The sequence below is a fragment of the Actinoplanes sp. URMC 104 genome, from assembly GCF_051386375.1.
Lineage (GTDB): Bacteria > Actinomycetota > Actinomycetes > Mycobacteriales > Micromonosporaceae > Actinoplanes.
In genome coordinates, this window is record NZ_JBPQTO010000011.1 from 2,392,882 (window position 1) to 2,410,033 (window position 17,152).

The 17,152-nt window shown below is 74.0% G+C and carries 15 protein-coding genes; 7 read left to right on the forward strand and 8 right to left on the reverse strand.

Going from position 1 to position 17,152, the window contains the following annotated elements:
* Nucleotides 1-63: 63 nt before the first annotated feature.
* Together ACSNN8_RS36835 and ACSNN8_RS36840 are read left to right on the forward strand one after the other, a co-directional pair.
* Entirely contained in the window at nt 64-1,752 is a 1,689-nt protein-coding gene (locus tag ACSNN8_RS36835; protein ID WP_436654793.1) for a sensor histidine kinase, read from the forward strand.
* A gap of 7 nt (nt 1,753-1,759) precedes the next feature.
* Nucleotides 1,760-2,428, forward strand: a complete 669-nt coding sequence (locus ACSNN8_RS36840) for a response regulator transcription factor (RefSeq protein ID WP_020512124.1) — start codon at nt 1,760-1,762, stop codon at nt 2,426-2,428.
* A 69-nt stretch (nt 2,429-2,497) separates the two neighbouring features.
* Here ACSNN8_RS36840 and ACSNN8_RS36845 read toward each other — a convergent pair whose 3' ends face one another.
* Both ACSNN8_RS36845 and ACSNN8_RS36850 read right to left on the reverse strand, forming a co-directional pair.
* Complete coding sequence (locus tag ACSNN8_RS36845; RefSeq protein ID WP_436654794.1) at nt 2,498-2,911, reverse strand: DUF4395 domain-containing protein; 414 nt, start codon at nt 2,909-2,911, stop codon at nt 2,498-2,500.
* A 72-nt stretch (nt 2,912-2,983) separates the two neighbouring features.
* Nucleotides 2,984-3,496, reverse strand: a complete 513-nt coding sequence (locus ACSNN8_RS36850) for a MarR family winged helix-turn-helix transcriptional regulator (RefSeq protein ID WP_436654795.1) — start codon at nt 3,494-3,496, stop codon at nt 2,984-2,986.
* Between the two features lie 67 nt (nt 3,497-3,563).
* On the opposite strand from ACSNN8_RS36850, the gene ACSNN8_RS36855 reads away from it, so the two are divergent.
* Nucleotides 3,564-4,832: an MFS transporter gene (locus ACSNN8_RS36855; protein WP_436654796.1), complete on the forward strand. Its 1,269-nt coding sequence runs from the start codon at nt 3,564-3,566 to the stop codon at nt 4,830-4,832.
* A 433-nt stretch (nt 4,833-5,265) separates the two neighbouring features.
* Here the strand turns inward: ACSNN8_RS36855 and ACSNN8_RS36860 are convergent, their stop codons facing one another.
* The 5 genes from ACSNN8_RS36860 to ACSNN8_RS36880 form a co-directional block, all read right to left on the reverse strand.
* A complete protein-coding gene (locus ACSNN8_RS36860) occupies nt 5,266-6,402 on the reverse strand; it encodes a thioredoxin domain-containing protein (RefSeq protein WP_436654797.1) in 1,137 nt (378 codons plus the stop codon).
* A gap of 905 nt (nt 6,403-7,307) precedes the next feature.
* Nucleotides 7,308-8,438: a glycosyltransferase family 4 protein gene (locus ACSNN8_RS36865; RefSeq protein WP_436654798.1), complete on the reverse strand. Its 1,131-nt coding sequence runs from the start codon at nt 8,436-8,438 to the stop codon at nt 7,308-7,310.
* On the reverse strand, nt 8,438-9,691 hold the full coding sequence (locus ACSNN8_RS36870) for a M48 family metallopeptidase (RefSeq protein WP_436654799.1): 1,254 nt from the start codon (nt 9,689-9,691) through the stop codon (nt 8,438-8,440). Before ACSNN8_RS36870 ends, ACSNN8_RS36865 begins: the two co-directional genes overlap by 1 nt.
* Nucleotides 9,692-9,745: 54 nt before the next feature.
* Nucleotides 9,746-9,967, reverse strand: coding sequence for a hypothetical protein (locus tag ACSNN8_RS36875; protein ID WP_436654800.1), 222 nt, complete (start codon nt 9,965-9,967; stop codon nt 9,746-9,748).
* A 108-nt stretch (nt 9,968-10,075) separates the two neighbouring features.
* Nucleotides 10,076-11,446, reverse strand: coding sequence for an NYN domain-containing protein (locus tag ACSNN8_RS36880; protein ID WP_436654802.1), 1,371 nt, complete (start codon nt 11,444-11,446; stop codon nt 10,076-10,078).
* Nucleotides 11,447-11,550: 104 nt separating this feature from the next.
* On the opposite strand from ACSNN8_RS36880, the gene ACSNN8_RS36885 reads away from it, so the two are divergent.
* The 4 genes from ACSNN8_RS36885 (at nt 11,551) to ACSNN8_RS36900 (ending at nt 16,610) form a co-directional block, all read left to right on the forward strand.
* The gene (locus tag ACSNN8_RS36885) at nt 11,551-13,350 is read left to right on the forward strand and encodes a DEDD exonuclease domain-containing protein (protein ID WP_436654803.1); all 1,800 of its coding nucleotides are present in this window, start codon (nt 11,551-11,553) and stop codon (nt 13,348-13,350) included.
* 108 nt (nt 13,351-13,458) lie between these two features.
* Nucleotides 13,459-15,249, forward strand: a complete 1,791-nt coding sequence (locus ACSNN8_RS36890) for a RelA/SpoT family protein (protein ID WP_436654804.1) — start codon at nt 13,459-13,461, stop codon at nt 15,247-15,249.
* Nucleotides 15,250-15,333: 84 nt separating this feature from the next.
* Entirely contained in the window at nt 15,334-15,780 is a 447-nt protein-coding gene (locus ACSNN8_RS36895; RefSeq protein ID WP_436655567.1) for an NUDIX hydrolase, read from the forward strand.
* Entirely contained in the window at nt 15,777-16,610 is an 834-nt protein-coding gene (locus ACSNN8_RS36900) for a nucleotidyltransferase family protein (RefSeq protein ID WP_436654805.1), read from the forward strand. Before ACSNN8_RS36895 ends, ACSNN8_RS36900 begins: the two co-directional genes overlap by 4 nt.
* Nucleotides 16,611-16,837: 227 nt before the next feature.
* On the opposite strand, the gene ACSNN8_RS36905 is transcribed toward ACSNN8_RS36900, so the two are convergent.
* A complete protein-coding gene (locus ACSNN8_RS36905; protein WP_436654806.1) occupies nt 16,838-17,125 on the reverse strand; it encodes an Lrp/AsnC family transcriptional regulator in 288 nt (95 codons plus the stop codon).
* Nucleotides 17,126-17,152 lie beyond the last annotated feature (27 nt).

The window sequence follows — 17,152 nt, forward strand, 5'->3', positions numbered from 1 at the left end:
ATTCCCGGCGGCCGGGCCATGCGCCCCGAGCCGTCCGGTCGCCGGGCGGCTACCATCCCTCAGGTGCCGGTCCTAGCCAGCGTCTCCGGGCGTGTCCAGCCTCTCGCGGTCGCCGCGCGCCTCGTCCTGCTCGCGCTGGTCGCGGCGCTCACCCTGATCGCCACCGGTGACCCCGGTCAGCTCCGCTGGATCGCCCTGCTGGCCGTCGCGGCGCTGCCCGCGGTGATCGCCGCCGACCACCACGTCTTCGCGCCGCTGGGCCGCTTCGCCGAGGTCGCGATCACCGGTCTCGCGGCCGGGTCGATCGCCGTGGCCAGCGACCTCAACAACACATTGGACGCGGGGTTCGGCGCCGAGGCGATCCTGCCCTATCTGGCCGTGCCGCTGCTGACCGCGGCGCTGCGCCGGCGCCCCACCGAGGGCACCGCGCTGCTCGGCGTCGCGGCCGTGGCGCTCGTCGTCGGCGGCACGCTGGTCGGCGAGGTCAGCCCGATCACGCAGCCCGGGTTCCTCGCGGCGGGCGGCCAGTGGCTGGTGCTCGGCGCGATCATCACGTTCGCCGCCGACACGATGCGGCAGTTCATGCAGCCCGCCGAGCCGACCCCGCAGCCGTACGCCGAGGCGACCCGGCTGCTCACCCAGCTGCGCAGCGTGGCCCGTTCGCTGCCGGGCGCCACCCTCGACCCGGGCGGCATCTCCGAGCACCTGCTCGAGGAGTTGCGCCTGGTCACCCCGTCCGACCGCGCGGCCGTGCTGTCGGCCAGCGGCGGCGGCCGGCTGGTCGTGCTGGCCCAGACCGGCGTCGAGCGCGTCGACTGGGAGGTCACGCTCGACGCGGACTCGGCCATCGCCGACGCCTGGGCCACCCAGCAGCCGCAGGTCGCGAACCGCTCGCAGGCCCGCTCGAGCCGCGCGGGCGCCACCTCGTCACTGGTCGTCCCGCTGGTCGCCGGCGTGCGCACGATCGGCCTGGTCATCCTCGAGAGCGATGTCGCCAACGCGTACCCCAAGGAAGTCGTCAGCGAGGTCACCTGGGTGACCGACGCCGCCGCGCTGCGGCTCGAGGCGGCCCTGCTGTTCGACGACGTACGGTCGCTGGCCACCAACGAGGAGCGCCAGCGGCTCGCCCGCGAGATCCACGACGGCGTCGCGCAGGAACTGGTCATGGTCGGCTACGGCATCGACAACGCCCAGGCGACGCTGCCCGAGGGCGCCGAGGAGACGGCCGAGGAGCTGCGCTCGCTGCGCGCCGAGGTGACCCGCGTGATCACCGAGCTGCGGCTGAGCCTGTTCGAGCTGCGCTCCGAGGTGGACCGCAACGGCGGCCTGGCCGCGGCGATCGCCGAGTACGCCCGGACCCTGGGCACCTCGGCGGGCCTGCGGGTGCACTTCACCTTCGACGAATCGACGGCCCGGCTGCCCGCCGCGACCGAGGCCGAGCTGCTGCGCATCGCCCAGGAGGCGATCACCAACGCGCGCAAGCACGCGGGAGCCTCTAATCTGTGGGTGACCTGCACCGTCGACCCGCCGTACGCCGAGATCGAGGTCTCCGACGACGGCCGGGGATTTGCTGACGACCGCCCGGACGGTCGTTATGGTCTGACCATCATGGCGGAGCGGGCCGAACGGATCCGGGGCCGCCTCAAGATCACGCCGCGACACCCCAGCGGGACAACCGTTGCCGTAGTGCTCGGAAGCTCCGCCAGGCGCGATAGCGTGCGGGATAGCGTTTCCGCTCCAGAAGGGGAGTAATCCAAGCATGTCGACCAGTCCGGCGCCGACGACGCGCACCAAGGTCTTGCTTGTCGACGATCATGACCTGATCCGTAAGGGGCTGCGACACGCATTCGAGCGCGACCGCCAGTTCGAGGTCGTCGGCGAGGCCGCCACGGCCGCCGAGGCCGTGCGTCAGGCCGGCGCCCTGCAGCCGGACGTCGTGATCATGGACCTGCGCCTGCCCGACGGCAGCGGCCTCGAGGCCACCAAGGCGCTCCGCAAGAACAACGCCAACATGGGCATCGTCGTGCTCACCATGTACGCCGGTGACGACCAGCTCTTCGGCGCGCTCGAGGCCGGGGCCAGCGCCTTCGTGCCCAAGACCGCCCCGGCGGACGAGGTGGTCGCCGCCGCCCGGCACGCCGCCTCCGCGCCCAGCGCGTTCACCGCGGCCGACCTGGCCGAGGCCATGAAGCGCCGCCTGGCCCCCTCCGGCCCGCAGCTCTCCCCGCGCGAGGGTCAGGTCCTGCGCCTGCTCGCCGACGGCATGAGCGTGGCCGGCATCGCCAAGCAGCTGTTCGTCTCGGAGTCCACGGCCAAGACCCACATCTCCAAGCTGTACGAGAAGCTCGGCGCCGCCAACCGGGCGCAGGCCCTCATGACGGCCCTGCGGCTCGGCCTGCTCGAGGCGCCGGACGCCCCGAAGTTCTGATCCGCCCGCCTCAGGTCATCCCCAGACGACGTCGGCGCCCGGCTCCCCCACCGGGCGTGTCGTCCTCTCTCAGGCGCTCCGCGCGCTCATCCGCTTGATTGCCAGGTAGGCCTCGCACCCCAGGCACAGGCCGAACGCCGCGTTGAGAAACGCCGCCAGCAGCCCCAGCGCGGCGAAGACGACGCCCAGCGTGGGCAGCCCGGCCAGATAGCCGACACTCGCGACAGCCAGAAAGCCAAATCCGACTAACTGTGCGAAGCGCACGGGCGCGGCGGGCTCCGTCTCCCGCGGCGGCCCCAGCCGGGGTAGGACAAAGGCGCGATAGACGTACGCGTAGGGGCCGAGCCGCGGATCGGCTGCCGTCACCGCGAAGACGAGCATCTGGGCGAGCGCCAGCCACCCCCACCCCGTGGCCAGCACGACCACGAGAACGAGGCTGGTCACCGTGGCGGCGAACCGCTGCCCCCGGGGATCGAGTTCCATGCGATCAGTGTCGTACCCACCAGGCGTTTCTTCGCCGGCGCGACCCCGTGAGCGCGATCACCGGCGGTGCGGTCAACTTTCCAGGTCGAGCAGCACCTTGCGCAGCAGGGCATTGAGCTGAACCAGCTCCTCGTGCGAGAGCGCGCGCAGCAGCCGCTGGTCGCGGGCCATGCCCTCGAAGATGTACTTGTTCCACAGCGCCCGGCCGGCTGCGGTGGGCCTGATCAGCACCCGGCGGCGGTCGGTGGCGTCGTTCTCGCGGGTCACCAGCTCCGCGGCCACCAGGCGGTCGAGCCGGCTGGTCATCGCGGCCCGGGTGACGTTTGCCGCCTCGGCGAGCTGAGCGGGCGTCGCCTCGATCGGCCACGGCTGGACCATCAGCACGTGCAGGGTCTTGTAGTCCTCGAACGTCAGCTCCTGCGCCTCGGCGAAGGCGGCCGCGTCGGCGCGCTTGGCCTCGCGCTGGATGTAGCTCATCCGCACCAGCGCGCCCTCCACCTCGGGCGCGAACGCCGGCTCGTCCTTCCAGAAGGCGGCCCAGCGCGCCACGTGCTGGTCGACGCTGTCCTGCTCTGTCCCACCCATGACCGCATTATGCCATCGTTTGATTTTTAGATTGCTAATAGTTAGACGGTGAACTACCTTCGTCGTCATGCGAAGGATCAGCGACTTCCACCTGCTCGCCACCGGGCAGACCCTCTCGTGGACCGGCAACGGCTTCCAGACCGTGGCCCTGGCCGTCGCCGTGGTCGGCGCGGGCGGCGCGGGCCACCTCGGCGTGGTGATGGCGAGCTCGGTCATCGCGATGCTGGCCTGCTCGCTGTTCGGCGGGGTGTGGGCCGACCGCCTGCAGCCCCAGCGCGTCATGGTCGTCTCCGACCTCGTCCGCCTGCTGAGCTCCGCCTCGATCGCGCTCATGTTCGTCGGCGACTCCTACCACCTGCCGCTGCTGTGCGCGCTGGTCGCCGTCTCGTCGGGTGCGGGCAGCTTCTTCAACCCCGCGATGGGCGCGCTCCGGCCGCTGCTCGTGCCGGCCGATCGGCGGCAGTCGGCGAACGCGACGCTCAGCATGCTGCAGACCGGCAGCCTGGTGGCAGGCCCCGCGCTCGGCGGTCTGACCGTGGCGGCGTTCGGCGCCCCGGCCGGCTTCGCGGTGAACGCGGCGAGCTTCCTGTTCGCGATGGTCGCCGCCCTGCTGCTGCGCGTACGCGCCGAGCGCGGCCCGCGCGAGTCGATGCTCAGCGAGCTGAGCGCCGGCTGGCGCGAGATCACCCGGCACGACTGGCTGGTGGGCGGCCTGTTCGGGGCGACGCTCTACCACATCGCCAACGGCGTCATCCTCGTCCTGGTGCAGGTGGTCGCCCTCGAACGCCTGGGCGGCGCCCCCGCCGCCGGCTTCATCGCCGCCGCCGAGGGCCTGGGCGGCTTCCTGGGCGCCGCGATCGCGCTGCGCTTCAAGCCGCGCCGGCTGCTGCGCGCCGGTTGGCTGACGCTTTTGCTGATGCCGCTGTGGGCTCTGGCGTACGTCTGGCCGGCCGAGCTCGTAGCCGTCCTGGCCGGCGCCGTCGTCGGCTACGCGGGCCTGATCTTCTTCGACGTGGCCTGGGAGACCGCGCTGCAGGACAACGTCCCCCAGCGCCTGCTCGGCCGCGTGTCGTCCTGGGACTACCTGACGTCGCTGATCGCCATGCCGATCGGCAACGTGCTCGCCGACCCGCTCGCCGACGCCTTCGGCACCGGACGCATCCTGACCGCGTGCGCCGCAGTCCTGGCCCTGGCGGCCGCGAGCCAGTTCCTGATCCCCGGCACCCGGAACCTGACCCGCCACCCCAGCGCGCCCACGTCCCCTTCCACCGCTCCCTCACCGGCCAGTGCAGAGAACGGTCGGCCGCCCGAGCTCATCGAGATCGCCGGCGGCTGACCGAGTCACCCGGTCCACAATCCCTTTGGTCGGCGGCCTCGACGCCACGCGACCCGTCCGGCACGCCCCGGCGGGTCGCTTCGGCGTCGAACCACCGGACCACCTGCCGCCCGGCCCGCCATCGACCCGATCAGCGGCCTTTGACGCCACCCCGCCACACGACCCGTCCGGCACGCTCCGGCGGGCCGCTCCGGCGTCGAACCACCGGACCACCTGCCGCCCGGCCCGCCATCGACCCGATCAGCGGCCCTCGGCGCCACCCCGCCACACGACCCGTCCGGCACGCTTCGGCGGGCCGCTTCGCCGTCGAACCGCCGGACCACCTGCCGCCCGGCCCGCGATCCACGTTCAGCCGCCTCGGCGGCACCCTGCCACGCGACCCGTCCGGCACGCCACGGCGGGTCGCTTCGGCGTCGAGCCGAGCGCCCGCAGGTCAGAGCACGTCGCCGAGAGCGGCGATCAACTGCGGCTTTCCCGGTACGCCGGTGGCTCGCTTGGCGACCCGCCCCTCCGCATCGAGCACGAGCAACGTCGGCGTCCGCCAGATGCCCAGGGCTCGCACCGCCTCGAGGTGGCTCTCCGCGTCGACCTCGACGTGCTGCACCCCCGGAACCAGTCCTGCAACTTCGGCGCTGACCCGCCGCACCGCCCGGCACGGCGCACAGAACGCCGACGAGAACTGCAGCAACGTCGCCCTGGCTTCGCCACCCACCCCGAGCTCCCGCAGCAGCCCCGCGTCGAGCCGCTCCCCCGCAGCGCTCGGGTCGTCCGCCCCGGTCTCCTCGATCACACCCGGCTCCTCCCGGACGTCAGCCGCCACCCCACCCGAGACGTTCCCCGCGCCCGCATCGAACGCTACCCGCCCAGCCGATGCCCCCACGCGCGTCGCCTCCGAGCCCCCAGCCGACTCGCCGCCCGAAGCCCCCGACCTCTCACGCGGCGCAGCTTCGCCCGGCAGATCCTCCCGCAGCGCATCCTCACCCGACGCAGCGTCAAGGCGCGTGCCGTCGCGGAGCGCGGCATCCCGCAACAGCTCGTCCCGCGGCGTGGCGCCACGGGGCGACGGCTCCCGCAGCGAAGCGCCCGCCGACGCGGCGTCCCGCGACACGCCATCGCGCGGCCCGGCGTCCCGCGGCACGCCATCGCGCGGCCCGGAGTCTCGCGGCGCGGCATCGCGCGGCCCGGCCTCCCGCGGCACGCCATCGCGCGGCGCGGCATCGCGCGGCGCGGCATCGCGCGGCGCGGCGTCCCTGGGCGCGGCATCGCGCGGCCCGGCATCCCTGGGCACGGCATCGCGCGGCCCGGCATCCCTGGGCACGGCATCCCGGGGCGCAGCGTCCCGCGTCGTAGTACCGCGCGGCGAGACATCCTGGGGCGAGGGCTCGAGTGGTGTGGCATCGCGCGGCCAGGCGCCCTGTGGCGAGGACTTGCGCGGCGCGGCGCCGCGCCGTGAGGCGGATCGGTTCGGCGTCACGTCGCGGATACGCCCGTCGGCCCGCCGCCGCCAGACCCCGACCACACCCCCGGCGACCAGCACTGCCCCGATCGCCGCGACTCCCACCAGATCCATAGGACAACTCTGTCAGGCTCGCCGCCATCCGGCGACATCGAGCGACGGACAGCACAGGCTCGCCCGGGCCGGCCACCTCGCCAACGCCCAACAGCCCAACGTCCGCGCCGGCCGTCCCACCCACAGCGGAGAGCGCCAAGCTCAAGCAAGCCGTCCCGCCCGGGGCCGACACCGCTCCGCCCCACGCAGACCATTCCGCCCACAACCGACAGCACCAAGCTCAAGCCGGCGTCTCGCTCGCAGCCGGCAGTGCCCCGCCGGAGCCAACCATCCGCCCACGGCCAGCAACGCTTCCTCCGAGCCGTCCACCCTGCGCGGCCGACCGCGGCCCGCCCACAGAGGGCCAGGCCCAAGCCGGCGCCGTCTCGCCCGCAGCCGATAACGCTCCGCCCGGGCAGCAGTCCCGCCCGCAGTCGGCGCGCCCAGCCCGGGCCAGCTCTCCCACGCGCGGCCGACAGCGCCCCACCTCGAGCCAGTCCTCCACCCGGCCGACAGCTCAGCGCCCAGGCCCGTCCTCCACCCGGCCGACAGCTCAGCGCCCAGCCCCGTCCTCCACGCGCCGCCGACAGCACAGCGCCCGGCCCCGTCCTCCACGCGCGGCCGACAGCGCAGCGCCCGGTCGGCCCTCCCACACAAGGCCGAGAGCGCACCACCCAAGCCAGCCGTCCCGCCCGCAGCCGACCGCGCACCGCCCAAGACGGCAGCCCGCCCGCAGCCAGCAACGCCCGCCCGCAGCCGACCGCGCACCGCCCAAGACGGCAGCCCGCCCGCAGCCAGCAACGCCCGCCCGCAGTCGGGAGCGCCCGCCCGCAGTCGGGAGCGCCCGCCCGTTCGCGCGCGGCCGACAGTCGGCTCGCGCATAACCCCCGGCGCCCGCGCTGGTCCGGTGCGGAACGGGATTGCGGTCAGGCGGGCGGCTCGAGCAAGCGCGTCAGGCGCGCGGCCTGGGTCTCCCAGCGCCACTCCTGTTCGACCCAGGCGCGGCCTGCGGCACCCATGGCCTTGGCGCGTGCGGGGTCGGTGAGCAGCTCGGTCAGGCGGGCGGCGAGCGCCGGCAAGTCGCGGCCGCCGACCACGTAGCCGGTCTCGCCCTCGCGGACGGCGTCGGGGGCGCCGCCCGAGTCGCCGCCGACCACGGGCAGGCCGGTGGCGGAGGCCTCCAGGTAGACGATGCCGAGGCCCTCGACGTCGAGGCCGGCGGCGCGGGTGCGGCACGGCATCGCGTAGACGTCGCCGGCCGCGTAGTGGGCGGGCAGCTCGGCCCACGGCACCGAGCCGGTGAAGACGACGTCGCGCTCCACGTCGTGCTCGCGGGCCAGGCGCGCCAGTGTCTTGCGGTACGGGCCGCCGCTCACCAGCAGCAGCGCGGCGTCGGGCACGCGGCGGCGGATCGCGGGCAGGGCGCGGATCAGCATGTCCTGGCCCTTGCGCGGCACCAGGCGGGAGACGCAGACGATCACGGGGCGCCCGGTGAGGCCGTGGCGGGCGCGGACGGCGCTGCCGTCGACGCCGGGGTGGAACGCGTCGACGTCGACGCCGGGGGCCAGCCGTTCGAGCGAGGTGAGGCCGTGCAGCGCGCGGTCGAGGCGGGTGCGCTGGTAGTCGCCCAGGTAGGTGATCACGTCGGTGCCGCGGGCGATGCGGCGCAGCAGGGCTCGGGCGCCGGGCAGGGCGGCCCAGCCGATCTCGTGGCCGTGGGTGAGGGCGACCGCGCGGGTGATGCCGGCGCGGCGGCGCAGGCCCTCGGCGAGCAGGCCCAGCGGTGCGGCGGCGCCGAACCAGACCCGGTCGCAGTCGTGGGCGCGGGCGATCTCGGCGGCACGGCGGGCGACCGCGGGCGTGGGCAGCAGCACGCCGGTCTGCTCGCGGACCACCTCGAAGGGCTGCTCGGCGTCGAAGGCCGCGGCGCCGCGCCAGGTGGAGGCGTACACGACGACGGAGCCGGCGGGCCGGCGCACGGCCAGGTTGTGCACGAACTGCTGGATGCCGCCGGGGCGGGGCGGGAAGTCGTTGGTGACCAGCAGGGTGCGGCCCATCAACGCTCGCCCCGCGCGTAGGCCCGGGCCGCGGCCATCCGTTCCACCGTGGACGGGTGCGAGGCGAACATGAGGTGCTCCCAGGCGGGCGGATCGGGGTCGGACAGGTTGACGGTGCCCAGCCGGCGCTGCATGGCCTCGAACGTCGCCGGATCGCCGGTGAGCGTGAGCGCGTGCTCGTCGGCGCGGGCCTCGACGCGCCGCGACACGAACGCCTGCGCCGGGCCGGCGACCAGCCCGGCGAGGGTGACCAGGGCGATGAGCAGCCCGATGGCCCGGGGCTCGCCGATCGCGCCGACACCGGCCCGGTCGAGCAGCCACTGCCAGGAGCCGAGCAGGTAGAGCGCGATCACGGCGGCGGCCGTGCCGAGAGCGCCCAGGATCGTGCCGGTGAGCACGTCGCCGTCCTTGGCGTGGCCCAGCTCGTGCGCGGCCACCGAGACGACCTCGGCGGGCTCGGCCTCGGTGAGCATCGTGTCGTAGACCACGATCCGGCGGGTGGGCCCGAGCCCCGAGACGTACGCGTTGACCGCCCGCGTGCGGCGGGAGGCGTCGGCGACCAGCACGTCCTTGACCGGCACGCCGTCGCGCGCCGCCAGCTCGACCAGCTCCGTCCGCAGGGGACCGTCGGGCATCGGGGTGAACTTGTTGAAGACCGGCTCGACGAGCACCGGCAGCACGAACGAGAGCAGCACCAACAGCCCGGCCGCCCCGGCCGCGCCGAACGCCCACCACCAGCGCGGCGCGAAGTGGGTGACCGTGTAGAAGCCGGCCAGCGCGAGGCCGCCGATCACGGCGCCCACCGCCCAGCCTTTCACCAGGTCGACCGTCCACGCGCCCCACGTCTGGGTGGAGATGCCGTAGCGCACGACGATCGTGTGCCGCCAGGCCGCGAACGGCAGCGTGACCACCTCGGCGACCAGCACGACTGCGAACCCGCCGAGCACCGCCTGGGCCAGCCAGTGGCCGCCGAACGGCCGGCCGGCCTGGGTGACCAGCCACGCGCCGAGCGGCGTGAGCCCGACGACCAGCGCGACGATGAGGCCGAGCACCATCGAGCCGTAGGAGCCGGGCCGCAGCTCGGCGTGGAACTCGCGGGCCCGCGCCACCTGGTCGCGCGGGAGCTGGCCGAGCGCGGCCACCTGGTCGGCGCGCGGAGCCGGCGGGCGATGCCACGGGACGGTCAGCCAGGCGACCAGGACCAGCGCCGCGAGCAGCACCAGCAGCGTGCCGGCCGCCCAGACCCGATTCATCCGCACCTCCACCGCCGGCAACCCACCGTGACCGCCCATCCTAGAGAGTGGTGATCACGCCACGTGACGGCCTCGCGGGTACATGGGGACGACCACAGGCGGGTCGGGCGTCTCGAGCAGCTCGACCTCGAAGCCGGCCAGCTCGAACACCTCGATCGCGCGCAGCTCGCCGGGTGTCAGGTCCTCGATGCCGTCGGGCGTGCTCACCAGGGCGCCGACGAGGCACCCGCGGCAGTCCTGGGACTCCCGGTCGCAACGACCGCAGTCGATGATCATCACTCCTCCTCCCCCGGTGGCGGCGCGGCGCCGGGGAAGGAAGCGCCCGACCACCATCGGTGACCATCACGCTAGGCGCAGGGTATGACAAAAATGCGTTACCGCAGGTCAGGAGCGGGACAGGCGGCGGATGAGCGAGTCGGCCCCCATCGGGTACGCACCGTGGCGGCGCACGCCGTCGGCGACCTCGCGGTCGGACGAGACCACCACGATCGGCCGGCCCGCCGGCTCGGCGCGCACCAGCTGACGGATCAGCTCGTCGGCGGTGTCGCCCTTGCGGGAGAACAGCACCCGCACCCCGCGCGGCGACGGCGGCAGCCCGTGCACCCGCTCCGCGCCGTCGAACACCACGGTCACCTCGTCGCCGGTCTGCGACGCGATGCCGCCCAGCCCGGTGACCAGCCGTTTGCGCTGCTGCTCGAGCGACATCTCGGCGAAGCCGCGCTTGGTCACGTTGTAGCCGTCGACGATCAGGTGCGCCCGCGGCAGCGCGAGCAACTGGTCGAGCCGCCCGGGGTCGTCGGTGTCCTGCGCGCGGGCCTGCGACCGCTCGGGTGAGCCGGGGCGGTCGGCGGAGGCCTCGGCGACGAAGTCGGCGGGCAGCCGGTCGGCCGGGTTGAGGGCCAGCTCGCGGCGCAGCCCGGTGGCGGCCTGCCCGATCGTCTCGATCAGCAGCCAGAGCCGGGCGTCGTCGGCGGCCCGGGCGTCCTTGGCGGCCTGCTTGCCGGTGGCGGCGAGCGCCTCGGCCTCGGCCAGGCGGGTCTTGAGGCGGCGCACCTCGGCGTCGTGGTCGGCTGCGACCCGCGACGCGCGCCCCTTCTCGGTGGCCAGCAGGTCGCTCGCGCGTTTCTGCGCCGCCTGGGCCTCGCGCAGGGCCCTCGCGGTCGTCCGCGCCTCCTCGCGCAGCTGACCGAGCTCCTCGCGGACCCGGGCCAGCTCGTCGCGCAGCTTGTCGGCCTCGACCTTGGCGACCGCCCGGTCGTGCTCGGCGCGGGCGGCGCGCTGCTCGGCCTCGCGCACCTGGTGGGCGACCGCGGCACTGTCGGCCTCGGCCCGCACCGCGTCGCCGGCGCCCTCGATCAGCTCGCGCCAGCCGTCGGGACGGGCCAGGTAGGCCAGGGCGGCGACCTCGACCGGGTCGGCGGCGGCGGGGGCCATGCCGGCGGCGATCGCGGCGCCCAGGTCGCCCGCGTCGGCCACGACGCGGCCGCTGATGCGCTGGCGGAACAGCGGGTCGGCGGCGAGCTGCGCGGCGATCTCGCGACCGCCGAGGCGGGCCCGGCGGTTGGGGGCGAACCGGGCGACGCGCTTCATCGGCGCGGGGATCTCGTCGGCGGGCAGGCCCGGCAGGGCGGCGGCGGCCAGCGCGGTGATCCGCTGGCGGACCGGCTCGAGCAGGACGGGCTCAGCGGCGAACTCCGCATCGCCGACGGCCGCCTCCTGATCGGGGCGGTCGCCGGGGAGCGGAGTCTCGGACATCTCCCCATTCTCCCACCGTGGGCAGCGGAAAAGCTTGTCGAAGCAAGTGATCTTTTCGGGGCCGCGTCCGGTTCTTGTCGTACCCCCTCTCTAATCTCCCCGCCGTGGCACAACCCGCATACGTCCAGGGCACTCTGGACACCCTTCTCAGCGCCGACGGGTCGGTCGACCCGGCGGCGCTCTCGCTGGCCGACACCACGTTCGTGGTGCTGGACCTCGAGACCACCGGCGGCGCGGCCGACGGCGGGGGCATCACCGAGATCGGCGCGGTCAAGGTGCGCGGCGGCGCCGAGCTGGGCGTCTTCGCGACCCTGGTCAACCCGGGCGAGCGGCTGCCGCCGTTCATCACGGTGCTGACCGGCATCACCGAGGCGATGCTCGCCCCCGCCCCGCCGATCGAGGCGGTGCTGCCCAGCCTGCTCGAGTTCCTGCGCGGGTCGGTGCTGGTGGCGCACAACGCGCCCTACGACGTGGGTTTCCTCAAGGCCGCGTGCGCCCGGCACGGCTACACCTGGCCCAACCCACGGGTGCTCGACACGGCGGCGGTCGCCCGCCGCGCGCTGACCCGCGACGAGGTGCCCAACCGCAAGCTGGGCACGCTCGCCCAGTTCTTCCGCTCCGCCGTGCAGCCCACCCACCGCGCGCTCGACGACGCCCGGGCCACGGTCGACGTGCTGCACGGGCTGATCGAGCGGCTGGGCAGCTTCCGCGTGCACACCCTGGGCGACGCGATCGAGTTCGCCAAGGCCGTCACGCCCACCCAGCGCCGCCAGCGCCATCTGGCCGACGGGCTGCCGCACGTCCCGGGTGTCTACGTGTTCCGCGCCGCCGACGACCGCCCGCTCTACGTCGGCACGTCCAAGGACATCGCGACCCGCGTCCGCAGCTACTTCACCGCCAGCGAGAAACGCGCGCGCATCTCCGAGATGCTGGCCGCGGCCACCCGGGTCGAGGCGGTCGAGTGCGCCCACTCGCTCGAGGCCGAGGTCCGTGAGCTGCGGTTGATCGCCGCGCACTCCCCGCCGTACAACCGCCGGTCGAAATATCCGGAACGCGTGGTCTGGCTCAAGCTCACGACCGAGGCCTATCCGCGGTTGTCCGTGGTGCGCTCGCTGGCCGACGACGACGCGGCCTATTTGGGCCCGTTCTCCTCGCGGCGCACCGCCGAGCTGGCCGCCGCCGGGGTCTACGACGCGGTCCCGCTGCGCCAGTGCGGCCACAAGCTCTCCGTCCGCACGCCGACGCCGGCGTGCGCGCTGGCCGAGCTGGGCCGCTGCCCCGCGCCCTGCCAACACAAGATCACCCCGGAGGACTACGAGGCCACCGCCGCGCTCCCCTTCCGCACGGCCCTGCACGGCGACCCCGAGCAGGTGGTCCACGCGCTGATGGGGCGCATCGAGACGCTGTCCGACAAGCGGCGCTACGAGGAGGCCGCGGTCCTGCGGTCCCGGCTGATCGCGCTGCTGCGCGCCACCGTCCGCATGCAGCGGTTGTCCGCCATGACGACGATCGCCGAGCTGGTCGCCGCGCGGCGCGACAACGTCGGCGGCTGGGAGATCTCCGTCGTCCGGCACGGCCGGCTGGCCGCCGCGGCCACCTCGCCGCCCTACGAGCACCCCCGCCCGACGCTCGATGCGGTGCGGCTGACCGCCGAGACGGTCCTACCGGGACGCGGGCCGGTGCCGGCCGCCTCGGCCGAGGAAACCGAGCGGATCCTGGCGTGGCTCGAACGCCCCGACACCCGGCTGGTGGAAACATCTGGCGACTGGGTGTCACCGGTTCGTGGCGCCGCGCGCTTCGCCGCCCTGCTCAGCAAGGCCGAAGCGGCGGCGTCCGGTAAAGACTCGTCCGTTCGCTCATCGGTAACTGACCGTTCGGATGACGCTCGCTCGCTTAGGCTGTAAGGCAAGTGAAATCCCGGGTGTGGTTCGCGGGGCTTCACGACGATTTGGCCGCCGTAGCCCGCGCTCCCCCGCGCGAGGACCGGAGGCCCTGTGGTGAGGGGGTGTCCAGTGGACGTCGACGCCGGCCACGGCGCCGCCCTTGGACCTGCCCTGCCGACGGCACCGCGTGATCTGTCGCTCACCCAGCGTCTGCGGTCCTTTCTGAGCTTTCCCGGCAACGACGACGACCCCGTCACGGTCCTGACCCGGACGCATCGCGCCGTCCATCCGTCGGCCGACGCGGGCGTCCTGCGGCGCAGCTACGCCATCGCCGAGAACATGCACCGCGGCCAGATGCGCAAGTCCGGCGAGCCCTACATCACCCACCCGCTCGCTGTCGCGCAGATCTGCGCCGAGCTGGGCATGGACACCACCACCCTGGTCGCCGCCCTGCTGCACGACACGGTGGAGGACACGAGCTACACGCTGGAGGCCCTGCACGGCGACTTCGGGCCCGAGGTGACCCACCTGGTCGACGGCGTGACCAAGTTCGACAAGGCGTTCTACGGCAAGGCCGCCGAGGCCGAGACGATCCGCAAGATGATCGTGGCCGCCGGCAAGGACGTCCGGGTACTGGTCATCAAGCTCGCCGACCGGCTGCACAACATGCGCACCCTCGACGCGCGGTCGCCGGCGAGCCGGGCCCGCATCGCCACCGCCACGCTCGACGTGCTGGTCCCGCTCTGCGACCGGCTCGGCATCCAGGCCCTCAAGCGCGACCTCGACGACGTCGTGCTCTACCACCTCGAGCCCGACTCGTACGCGCGCATCGACGAGCACGTGCGGAACCGGCCCGGCTGGGACGAGTACCTCGCCGAGGTCAGCACGAGAGCACGCGTCGCGCTGCGCCGCCAGCGGGTGACGGCCGAGGTCACGCCGCGTCCCCGGCACTACTACTCGATCTGGAAGGACACCGTGGCCGGCGGCCACACCGTCCCGTTCGACCTGCCCCGCATCGCGGTCGTGGTCGACGGCCCCGAGACCGACTGTTACGCGGCGCTCGGCGCCATCCACGGGCAGTGGCGGCCGGTGGCGGGCCGGTTCAAGGACTTCATCGCCTCCCCCAAGAACAACCTCTACCGCTCGCTGCACACGACGGTCACCGGCCCCGACGGCCGGCTGGTCGAGGTGCTGATCCGCACGCGGATGATGCATCGCTACTCCGAGTACGGCGTCGCGACGACCTACCGCTACCCCAAGTACGCGGAGACGGCCGAGGCCTCGGGCGCCGACCAGCTCACCTGGCTGCGCCGGGTGCTCGACTGGCAGCAGGACACCACCGACGCCGCCCAGTTCCTCGCCTCGCTGCGCTGTGACCTCGCTGAGGCCCAGATCACCGTGTTCGCCCACGGGCACGCGGTCGAGCTGCCCGGCGGCTCCACCCCGGTCGACCTCGCCTACGAGCTCAGCCCGCAGAAGGGCGACCAGTGCCTGGCCGCGACGATCAACGGGCGGCTGGCCCCGCTGAGCTCGCAGCTGCGCGACGGCGACGTGGTCGAGATCTTCTCCGAGACCGACGGACACGTGGAGGTGGAGCCGAACGCTCCTCGCGGCCCGCGCCGCGAGTGGCTCGGCTTCGTGAAATCGAGCCAGGCCCAGCTGCAGATCAACCGGTACTTCGACGAGAAGAACGAGCCGGGCATCAGCATCGCCGACAAGGTCCGGCTGGGGCGCGCCACTATCGGGCTGACGCTGCGCAAGCACGACCGCGGCCTGGCCAGCGAGGTGCCGCTGCGCCGCCTCGCCGAGGAACTAGGCTATCCCGACCTCGAGACCATGCTGGTCGCCGTCTGCGAGCGCAACCTCGAGCCCGACATGGTGGTCGAGCAGCTCATCGCGCTCGTCGATCACCCGGACTGATCGCGTCGGCGGAGCACCGCTAGCCTTGCGCTCGTGAGTCTTCCTCGGCGCGTGCGGGCGTACGCCTATCAGACGTTCTACCGCATGCCGAGCCCCGTGCGTCGCGTCGCCGCCCGCCTGGTCGCCCCGAAATACCTCGTCGGCGCCGTGGCCGTGGTGCGCGACGCCGAGGCGGAGGAGCCCGGGCGGCTGCTCCTGCTGCGCCAGCCGACCAAGCACGGCTGGAGCCTGCCGGCCGGGCTGCTCAAGCGCCGCGAGGACCCGGCCGTGGGCGCGGCCCGCGAGCTGTTCGAGGAGACCGGCGTACGGGTCGAGCCCGGCGACCTCACCCCGGGGAACCCGAACGCGATCATCCACCGCGTCGGCGTGGTCGACACTGTCTGGTTCGGCGCCGTGCCCGCCTCCACGACCGAGCTGCGCGTCGACGGCGGCGAGATCCTCGAGGCCGCCTGGTTCCCGATCGACGACCTGCCCCGGCTGACCCGCAACACCGCCGACCTGCTCCGCCGCTACGGCATGGGCCGCGAATGACCGCCGTCGCCGGGGTGATCCTCGCGGCCGGCGAGGGTCAGCGGCTGCGCCCCCTCACCGAGCAGGTTCCCAAGGCGCTCTGCCCGGTCGGCAACGTGGCGCTGCTCGACCGCGCGCTCGCCCGGCTCGCCGCGCTCGGCCTGGCCGGCCCGGAGTCGGTGGCGGTCAACGCGGCCTACCTCGCCGACCAGGTGGTACGGCACGTCGGCGACCGCGCGCACCTGTCGGTCGAGCCGGACGGCCCGGTGGGCACCTCCGGCGGCGTGGGCCGCCTCAGGGACTGGATCGACGGCCGGGGCGCGCTCGTCGGCAACGCGGACGCCTACCTGGCCGATCCCGCCCGGGACCCCGGCAAGGACATCGCCGCGCTGCTCGACGGCTGGTCCGGCGAGACCGTCCGCATGCTCACCAAGCCCAACCTGCCGGGCACGACGGGCGGGTTCAGCGGCCGGCGCTTCACCGGCTTCTCGCTGCTGCCGTGGCGTCACGTCCGCGGGCTGACGGGCGAGCACGACAACCTCGTCCGTACGGTGTGGCGCCCCGCCGAGGCCGAGGGCGCGCTCGAGCTGATCGACTACCCCGGCCTCTACATCGACACCGGCACGCCGGCGGACTACCTGAGAGCCAACCTGCACGCCGCGAACGGCGCCACCCTGGCCGACCCCACCGCCACCGTCACCGGGGCCGTCACCGGCTCGGTGATCGGCGCGGGCGCCGAGGTGCACGGCGACGTGACCCGTTGCGTGGTGTGGCCGGGCGCCCGGGTGGAGGCCGGCGAGTCGCTGACGGACGCCGTCCGGGCACCCGGCGGCCTGACCGTCCGGATCTGAGTGCCCGGCCGATCCGCGGGGCCGGGCGGGCCGACAGCAGGACCCGGGCGAGCCGAGTTCGCCGGGGCCAGCCGACACCGGGGCGAGCCGAGTTCGCCGGGGCCAGCCGACACCGGGGCGAGCCGAGTTCGCCGGGGCCAGCCGACACCGGGACTAGTCGCGGCCGGGATGGGCTGAGATCGGGGCGGGCGGAGGCTGGAGCGACGGCGTGGCCGGTCCGGACGCGGTCAGTCGGCGTCGGGGAGGCCGATGGCGAAGGCGTCCTCGAGGTCGTGCTTGGAGTAGGCGCGGAACGCGATGTGCGACTCGGTGTTGAGCACCCCGGCCGTCTTGGAGATCTTGCCGGCGATGACCTCGGCGATGTCGTCGAAGCGGGCCACGCGGACGATCGCGATCAGGTCGACGTTGCCGGCCACCGAGTAGACCTCGCTGACGCCGTCGAGAGCGGCCAGCGCCTCCGCGACCTCGGGAATCGAGTCGGTGGCGCAGTCGATGTGCACGATCGCGGTGTTCACCTGCGGACTCCTCGGCTGTGCGGGCGG